The following is an 8,322-nucleotide window of genomic DNA, read 5'->3' as shown; positions in this document are numbered from 1 at the left end:
GCCTCGCGGTCACCGCGCACCAGCTGAACGCGTTTGTCCGCGTTAACCCGGCCCAGCGCATGAGAGCTGCCGCCGAGCAGCCGAACCCCGGTGTGGCAGGGCAGGTCTCGCGCTTCCACCAGATCGATCTCCCCATCGGTGAACAGGGCGTCGATGTCCTCGGCGGCGGTCTCGATCTCGCGCATCCCCGACCATCCGGAGGCGACCACGTCCTGCGCGTGGTATTCGTCGGCGGCCAGCCCCACCGCGGCGGCCTTGACCCGGAGCGGAATGTCCTTGCTGACCAACGTGACTCGCTTGCCTTCCGCCGCGAGGTTGGCGGCGCAGCTCAGGATCCGCGAGTCGTTGCTGTCGCTGCGGAAACCGGCCGGCAGCACCGACGGGTCTGTGTGGTTGAGCTCGACGTGCAGCGAACCGCCCTGTGCCCCAACGGGAATGGGTTGATCCAGCCGTCCGTGCACCAGCCGAAGGTCGTCGAACAGCCGCAACGCCTGGCGTGCGAACCACCCAAGCTCGTGGTGGTGACGTTTGGCCTCCAACTCGCTGATCACCACCAACGGAACAACCACCTCGTGTTCGGCGAACCGGCTGCACGCCCAGGGGTCGGACAGCAGCACGGAAGTGTCGATCACGTAGGTCCGGATATCGGTCACGTAGCGCTCCTCGAGCGGGATGAGCCCGCGCGGACCCGCACAGGCATGTCGACGGGAACCGCAGCACCAGGACCGGGGCCGGTCCTTCCGTTGTGGTGACGGGAGGTGCCGCCCTGGCAGCAGAGCATGACGCTGACCATCGAGAAACGACGCTACTCCCGTGGCCGCGTGCCCGCTGTGCAGGCGCGCCGACGTGGCGAGCCACGACCACCTTCACTGGGCGGCCGATGTCGAAAGTCGCGTGCGGGCCGGCTTAGCCGACGACGAACTCCCGCAGTTGGGGCTCGTCCGCGACCCCCCATGCGGTGATGCGGTCAGAGATCGCCTGACGCAGCTGCTCCGGACCGAAAATGCCTGCCTTCTCGACGTTCTGCACCTTGTCCCGGTACGCGTCGATGTCGGCGCCGGGCACCTCCAGGTCGGCCGCCCGGGCGGCGATCGCCGCGATGGTCTCGTCGCGGGTGTACTCGAGGCAGTGCGCGACGAGGTTCGAGAAGAAGACTTCGTGGCGCCGCTCGTCGCGGGCGATCCGGTCGATGAGGCCGGCCAGGATGGGCTCCTCGAGTTGCGCGGCCAGGTTCTCGCAGAACACCGCGTGGGTGCGTTCGACGAGCGCCATGTGCACCAGGGTTTCCACCTGCGAGTAGGTGTCGGCGCGGTAGCCCTTCATGACGTACTGGACGCGGGCCTCTTCGTTGGCGGTCGGGTCGACCTCGCGGGTCACCACCAGGTATTCACGCAACGCGATCGCGTGCAGGTGCTCCTCGGCGGTCCACCGGCCCAGCCAGCGGCCCCAGTAGTCCTCCAGGATGAAGTGCTCGACCAGCTCGCGGTGGTGCGCGGCGAGGTTGTCCTTGAGCAGCAGCAAGATCTCGCAGGCGTCGGTCAACGGCCTCGGCAGCGTCATCGACGACGGGTCCCAGTCGCGTCCACCCAGGAAGGCGAAGTTCTCGCCCCGCTCGAACGGCACGTAATCGTGCGCGAACCAGATTTCTTCGGTGGACAGGTGGCGGTCGATGTTCGCTTCGACGACCGGCTCGAGTTCCAGGGTCAGCGCGTTAGCGACAGGTCGTTCGGCCATGAGATAACTGTAACCCGCGTACACAGGTTCATGAAATCGACCGGGCCGTGTCGCGGAAACTGGTGACTTTCGCCCCCAACGCGCGTTCGGGCCGGGTCAGCGGCCGACCAGCGCCCAGTCTTCGAGGCCGTCGTACAGCGGAAACTCCTGCGCCAACCGCGTCACGCGTTGCCGCAGTCCGGCCACGTCGGCCGAACTGCCGGCCGCCAAGGCGGTGGCGATAACGTCGGCAACCTCGCTGAACTCGGTGTCGCCGAAGCCTCGGGTGGCCAGCGCGGGCGTCCCGATCCGCAGCCCCGAGGTCACCATCGGCGGCCGCGGGTCGTTGGGCACGGCATTGCGGTTGACGGTGATGCCGACCTCGTGCAGCAGGTCCTCCGCGGCCTGGCCGTCGAGCGGGGAGTTGCGCAGGTCCACCAGCACCAGATGCACGTCGGTGCCGCCGCTGACCACCGACACGCCGGCCTTCGCGACGTCGGCGGCCAACAGCCGCTCGGCGAGGATGCGCGCGCCGGAGAGCGTGCGCTCCTGCCGCTCGACGAATTCGGGGGTGCTGGCGATCTTCAGCGCGACGGCCTTGCCGGCGATGACGTGCATGAGGGGGCCGCCCTGCTGGCCCGGGAACACCGCCGAGTTGACGGCCTTGGCGTACTCCTGCTTGCCCAGGATCATGCCCGAGCGGCCGCCGCCGAGCGTCTTGTGAACGGTGGTCGAGACGATGTCGGCGTGCGGCACCGGAGAGGGGTGCAGTCCGGCCGCGACGAGGCCGGCGAAGTGCGCCATGTCCACCCAGAGCTTGGCGTCGACCTCGTCGGCGATCGAGGCGAACGCGGCGAAGTCGAGGATCCGCGGGTAGGCCGACCAGCCCGCGATGATCACCTTCGGGCGGAATTCGAGCGCCTGGGCGCGCACCGCGTCCATGTCGACCAGATGCGTCGTCGGGTCGACGCCGTAGAAGCCGTTCTCGTAGAGCTTGCCCGAGAAGTTCAGCTTCATGCCATGCGTGAGGTGACCACCGTTGGCCAGATCCAGACCCAGCAACCGCTCGCCCGGCGACATCAGCGCGTGCAGGACGGCGGCATTGGCCTGGGCGCCCGAATGTGGCTGCACGTTGGCGAAGTCGGCGCCGAAGAGCGCCTTGGCCCGGTCACGGGCGATGTTCTCGACGACGTCGACGTACTCGCAGCCGCCGTAGTAGCGGCGACCGGGCAACCCCTCGGCGTACTTGTTGGTCAGCACGCTGCCCTGCGCCTGCAGCACCGCACGCGGCACGAAGTTCTCCGAAGCGATCATCTCGAGCGTGTCGCGTTGCCGGCCGAGCTCTTTGCCGAGCAGCTCGGCAATATCCGGGTCGACCTCGGCCAGCGAGGCCGACATCACAGACGTCGAGGGGCGGGCATCAGGTGCAGCAGTCACGGCCGCCAGTCTATCCAGCGCTCACTTTTCGCCAGCCCAGCCGTTCGGCATTTCGACGCTCCTGTAACACTGGCACTATGCCGCGGCTTAGCGAGCCGAGCCCTTATGTGGAGTTCGACCGAAAGCAATGGCGTGCGCTTCGTATGTCGACGCCGCTGGCCCTCACCGAGGAAGAACTTGTCGGCCTGCGTGGCCTGGGTGAGCAAATCGACTTGCTCGAAGTCGAGGAGGTCTACCTGCCGCTTGCCCGGCTCATTCACCTGCAGGTCGCCGCGCGGCAGCGGCTGTTCGCCGCCACCGCGGAATTCCTTGGCGAACCTCAGCAAAACCCGGACCGGCCGGTGCCGTTCATCATCGGGGTGGCCGGAAGCGTGGCGGTCGGCAAGTCGACGACCGCCCGAGTGCTGCAGGCGCTTCTGGCGCGCTGGGACCATCACCCCCGCGTGGACCTGGTCACCACTGACGGCTTCCTGTACCCGAATGCCGAGCTGGACCGGCGGAACCTGATGCACCGCAAGGGGTTTCCGGAAAGCTACAACCGCCGGGCGCTGATGCGGTTCGTGACGTCGGTCAAATCCGGTTCGGACTACGCCTGCGCGCCCGTCTATTCGCACCTCAAATACGACATCATTCCCGGGGCCAAGCACGTGGTCCGCCACCCCGACATCCTGATCCTGGAGGGCCTCAACGTTCTGCAGACAGGTCCGACACTGATGGTGTCGGACCTGTTCGACTTCGGCGTCTACGTCGACGCCCGAATCGAAGACATCGAGCAGTGGTACGTATCGCGATTCCTGGCCATGCGCAGTACCGCCTTCGCGGATCCCGAATCGCACTTCCACCACTACTCGGCGTTGAACGACACCAAGGCGGTCGCCGCTGCGCGCGAGATCTGGCGCTCGATCAACCGCCCCAACCTGGTCGAGAACATTCTTCCCACCCGGCCACGCGCCACCCTGGTGCTGCGCAAGGACGCCGACCATTCCATCAACCGGCTGCGGCTGCGCAAGCTTTAACACCGCGCAGGCCGCGCGGCAGATCACGCCTCGAGGCGACGCAGTCCGAGGTATTGCAGTGCCGCGAACGCCGCGGTGTATGCGCCGGTGGCCAGCGTCAAAGCGACGCCCGTCAGTGTCAGCGGCAGCGCTTCCGCGGCCACGATCGAGGCCAGCGTGAACGCGACGTTGACCGCCATGACGCTGAGACCGACCCGGCGCAGTTCCGGCAGCGCCCCGAGACTGAACACCAGCAGGCCGGCGAGCACGAAAACGACGCCCACGCCGTATTCCTGGAAGGACGTCAGGCCGGTCAGCGACGAAAGCGGGTCGGCGAGGAAGGCGATGGTCAAACCGAACATCCCCGTCAGGGTCGCGTCGGCACGCACGGCAAAACGCAACAGCGAGTCCGTCGAGTCGTAGAGGGGCCGGGTCGGGATTGTTGATACGCCGGTAATAGAGCTCATCTGCTTACTCCTCGCGATGGCGGGTTGGGTCGAACAGCTTTGAGGGTGCCGCCAGTGCACTGCCATATCGACTCGTGGCGCTGCCAACTAGTGCCACGGATACAACGACGAGGTGGTTCACCCGGCTATTCCCATCGGCGGCCATGAATATTTGACACGCGCCAATCGGGACGCCACAACGGCCCCAGAAGTCACAGGTGTGCTCTGCCGTCCGGCGGCTCTACCCGTTGGAGTCGCTCGGGACCGGGACCCGGCCACGAAGATCGGCGGCGATCAGCCGGGCCGCGGCGTTCTGCCAATTGTGCAGCGAACGCTGCGGTACCTCCGTGACGAACCAGTGCCAGGCCTGGCGTGCGGTCGGATCCAGGCCCGAGGCCGTGGCGTTCTGCGCGTAGGCCCGCACCCCTACGACGTAGGGGAAGTACAGCGAGTTGTAGTAGCGCCACTCTTCGCTGGTCCCGAAGTCGCCGCCGTCGCGCGGTTTGAGCCGCGCTATGCCGTCGGCCAGCACGGCCTTGAGTTCGTTGGCCCGCTCGATCGGTTGGTCGGGGGCTCCCCGGGCCGCCAGCCGCTCGTCGATGACCGGTAACGCGGTCAGCGGGCTGGCGACCAGCTTGGTCAGGTCACCGTAGTGGCCCAACGCCCGCCGGGTGAGTCTGGCGAAGGTGACGTCGTCGACGTCGGCAAGCGGGTGCTCCTGGCGCAGCGGCAATGCGGCACCGGTATGCCGTAGCGCGGCCCGATCCGCCCGCAGCGCAGGCGATTTCGAGAATGCCAGCCGGTCGAGCACGCCGGCCAGCGGATCCGCGAGCACCTGGACCGTGATCGCAATCGCCAGGCTGGTGAACAGCAGCACGGTCAGCGCGGTCTGGGCGCCGCGATCGTTGCGGGTGACCGCCAACCCGATCAGCGCCTGGCCACCGAACAGCACCGCCACCGCAACCGAACCGGCGAACGAGCGGAGCATGTCGGCGCGCAGGGCGTGGCCCTCGTCGAACGCGTCCCACAGGGCGACGGCGACTCCGAGCCCCAGGACGTCGCAACTCGTCGACGCCAGCGCCACCCAGCTGGGCACCACGCCCAGCGGAATGATCAGGATCGCGTTGCTCAGCGCGAAGAACAGGGTGGCGGTGATGGCGAGTCCCACCGCAGGCCTGGGCCGCCGCGGCCGCCGCAACACGACGGCCATCGCGCCGAGCGTCGACACCGAAATCACCGCGAACATCAGCCAGTGCCCCGGCCGCAGCGGCCCGTCGACGCCGCCGGCCAAGGTCGCCCCGAACAATGTCAGGGCGCCAACCCCGGCCACGAGCAGCACCTCGCGGGTGCGCCCCCGCCCGCCTTCACTGGGCCGGGACAGCTCGACGAGCACCGCGAACCATGCCAGGCCGGGGATGGTCGCCAGGTAGATCTCGACTCTGCTCAGCGCCTGGGCGTATGCGGGACTGGCGTTGCGGACCGCGTCCAGCCCCACCACGAGGGCGAATCCGCACAGGCCGATCGCGGTGAGCGCCAGGACGGGCTTGCGCGGATCGCGGGCCGCCAGATACAGGCCCAGCCAGGCGCTCAGCGTGAACACCACCGCCGACAGCGCAGCCATGCACTCAGTGTGGCACGCGGGCGGGCGGGCCCTTAAGGCCTTCCGGGGTCACTTGCCGTGCCGGCGATCCCGCCGGCTGTAGTCGCGCAGCGCGCGCAGGAAGTCGACGCGGCGAAACGCGGGCCAATGCGTCTCGCAGAACCACATCTCCGAATACGCGCTCTGCCACAGCAGAAATCCGGACAGCCGTTGCTCGCCCGACGTGCGGATCACCAGGTCGGGGTCGGGCTGCCCGGACGTGTAGAGGTTCTCGGAGATGGCGTCGACGGTCACCGCCTCGACGAGTTCCTCGGCGGTGGCGCCGTTGGCGAGTTCTTTGTTGAGCAACGCACGCACCGCGCCGACGATCTCCTGCCGGCCGCCGTAGCCGACCGCCACGTTGACGTGAAAGGACGCGACGCTGGGCGTGGACTCGACGGCCCCGCGCAGCCGGCGTGCCGGCTCGTCGCCGAGCAGTTCCAGGTCCCCCACCGTTCGCACGCTCCAGCGGTTGGCCGGTGCGCAGATCTCCTCGACGACGTCGGTGATGATCTCGATCAGCCCGGCCAGCTCGTCGGGATCGCGTTGCAGATTCTCCGTGGACAGCAGGTACACCGTCGTCATTTCGACGCCCGCTTCCTGACACCAGCGGAGCATCTCGGCGATCTTGGACGCGCCCATCCGGTAGCCGTAGCTGACGTCCTCGTACCCCGCGTCGCGGGCCCATCGCCGGTTCCCGTCGCACAGCACCGCGATGTGCCGCGGCAGCTGGGACTTCGAGGCGGCCAGGCCCTGCCGCAGCCGCAGCTCGTAGACGCGATACAGCGGCTCCTTGAGGCGCGGCGGGATAATTTCCACGAACAATTACCCTACTGCCAGCGGTGATTTATTCACCGGTTCTCATTTCGGCCCCGTCGCCGCGCAAGTCGAGACTGCCCCGTAACCATCCCTGGCTACTGTGGATGTTGAGCCCTAGGCGACTTTCCCATTGGTACCCCTAGTTGCGAGCAAGACACAGGAGACAATGAGCAGCCAGACCAGCACCGCGCCCAACCCGGAGCCCGAATCCGACTCGATCGTTCCGGGCAACACCGTCGAGCAGTTCGTCGAGGGTGCCGCCCAGGTCTTGGGCAAGCCCCGGATGCGCGGCTGGATCCACTTCATCTCGGCGTGGCTGGCCATCATCACCGGCGCCACGCTGGTGTCGGTGTCGTGGGCGGTCTCCTCGCCCCGCGCCGGCCACTCGACGCTGGTCTACGCCGCGGCGACGGTGGCGATGTTCGCGGTCAGCGCGACCTATCACCGGGTGCAGTGGAAGTCAGACGTCGCGCGCAGCCGGATGAAGCGGCTCGACCACTCGATGATCTTCGTCTTCATCGCCGGCAGCTACACCCCGTTCGCGCGGCTGGTCATGCCGCAGAACACCGGGGTGCTGGTGCAATGCATCGTGTGGGGCGGCGCGGCCGCCGGCATCGCGTTGAAGATGTGCTGGCCGACGGCGCCGCGCTGGGTCGGCGTGCCACTCTATCTGCTGCTGGGGTGGGTGGCCGTCTGGTTCGCGCCCACGATCCTGCACCAGGCCGGCGTGGCCGCGATGGTGCTGCTGGCGGTGGGCGGCGTGTTCTATAGCGTGGGCGGCATCTTCTACGGGCTGCGCTGGCCCGACCCGTGGCCGAAGACGTTCGGCTATCACGAGTTCTTCCACGCCTTCACCGCGATCGCGGCGATTCTGCACTACATCGCCATGTGGTTCGCCGTCTTCTACACGGCCGACCACGCCTGGCTGGCGGGCGGCTAGGGCTGCCTCGTCATCCCGATCAGGCCGGGGTGACGTCGTCCTCCGGCGACCAGTAGGCCTTCATCGAGGCGATCTTGCCCCGGCTGTCGAAGACCATCACGTCGATCGGCTCGATCACCATGCGGTGCTCGCCCGCGGTCACCGTCAGCCGGAATTGGAAGGCCGCCTCGTTGCCGGCGATGCGCAGCGTCACCAGTTCGCATTCGCGCTGCACCTCGTTGACCGCGGAGTAGAAGCCGTGGATCGCCTGCCGGCCGATGTGTACCTCGCCGCCGACCGGATCTTCGACGGTGGCGTCGTCGGCGTACAACTCGACCAAGTCGTCGGCGCTGC

Annotated in this window: 9 protein-coding genes; 2 read left to right on the top strand and 7 right to left on the bottom strand. The window is 67.7% G+C overall.

All coding sequences use genetic code 11. The features are described 5' to 3' along the window. The 3 genes from A5652_RS11030 to glyA all read right to left on the bottom strand — a co-directional run. Positions 1 to 653 (bottom strand): PIN domain-containing protein (locus A5652_RS11030; RefSeq protein WP_232001162.1); only part of this gene is annotated, 653 nt, incomplete at its 3' end. Between the two features lie 253 nt (positions 654 to 906). Continuing rightward, complete coding sequence (locus A5652_RS11025) at positions 907 to 1,734, bottom strand: acyl-ACP desaturase (protein ID WP_067350515.1); 828 nt, start codon at positions 1,732 to 1,734, stop codon at positions 907 to 909. A 96-nt stretch (positions 1,735 to 1,830) separates the two neighbouring features. Next, positions 1,831 to 3,111, bottom strand: a complete 1,281-nt coding sequence (gene glyA, locus A5652_RS11020) for a serine hydroxymethyltransferase (RefSeq protein WP_067350513.1) — start codon at positions 3,109 to 3,111, stop codon at positions 1,831 to 1,833. 116 nt (positions 3,112 to 3,227) lie between these two features. Here glyA and coaA point away from each other — a divergent pair, with 116 nt between their 5' ends. Next, on the top strand, positions 3,228 to 4,166 hold the full coding sequence (gene coaA, locus A5652_RS11015) for a type I pantothenate kinase (protein WP_044487112.1): 939 nt from the start codon (positions 3,228 to 3,230) through the stop codon (positions 4,164 to 4,166). A 23-nt stretch (positions 4,167 to 4,189) separates the two neighbouring features. On the opposite strand, the gene A5652_RS11010 is transcribed toward coaA, so the two are convergent. The 3 genes from A5652_RS11010 to A5652_RS11000 form a co-directional block, all read right to left on the bottom strand. Further along, positions 4,190 to 4,612: a hypothetical protein gene (locus A5652_RS11010; protein WP_067350510.1), complete on the bottom strand. Its 423-nt coding sequence runs from the start codon at positions 4,610 to 4,612 to the stop codon at positions 4,190 to 4,192. Positions 4,613 to 4,832: 220 nt separating this feature from the next. Continuing rightward, positions 4,833 to 6,212 carry a hypothetical protein gene (locus A5652_RS11005; RefSeq protein WP_067350508.1) on the bottom strand — a complete coding sequence of 460 codons (1,380 nt, stop codon included), beginning with the start codon at positions 6,210 to 6,212 and terminating at the stop codon, positions 4,833 to 4,835. 48 nt (positions 6,213 to 6,260) lie between these two features. Next, on the bottom strand, positions 6,261 to 7,049 hold the full coding sequence (locus tag A5652_RS11000; RefSeq protein ID WP_067350506.1) for a (2Z,6E)-farnesyl diphosphate synthase: 789 nt from the start codon (positions 7,047 to 7,049) through the stop codon (positions 6,261 to 6,263). 166 nt (positions 7,050 to 7,215) lie between these two features. On the opposite strand from A5652_RS11000, the gene A5652_RS10995 reads away from it, so the two are divergent. After that, the gene (locus A5652_RS10995; protein ID WP_067350505.1) at positions 7,216 to 7,989 is read left to right on the top strand and encodes a hemolysin III family protein; all 774 of its coding nucleotides are present in this window, start codon (positions 7,216 to 7,218) and stop codon (positions 7,987 to 7,989) included. A 19-nt stretch (positions 7,990 to 8,008) separates the two neighbouring features. Here A5652_RS10995 and A5652_RS10990 read toward each other — a convergent pair. Next, positions 8,009 to 8,322 (bottom strand): nuclear transport factor 2 family protein (locus A5652_RS10990; protein ID WP_067350502.1); only part of this gene is annotated, 314 nt, incomplete at its 5' end.

This window comes from Mycobacterium sp. 1165178.9, from assembly GCF_001673555.1.
Lineage (GTDB): Bacteria > Actinomycetota > Actinomycetes > Mycobacteriales > Mycobacteriaceae > Mycobacterium.
Note: the sequence above shows the minus strand (reverse complement) of the source record. Positions and strands in the feature narration are given on the sequence as shown.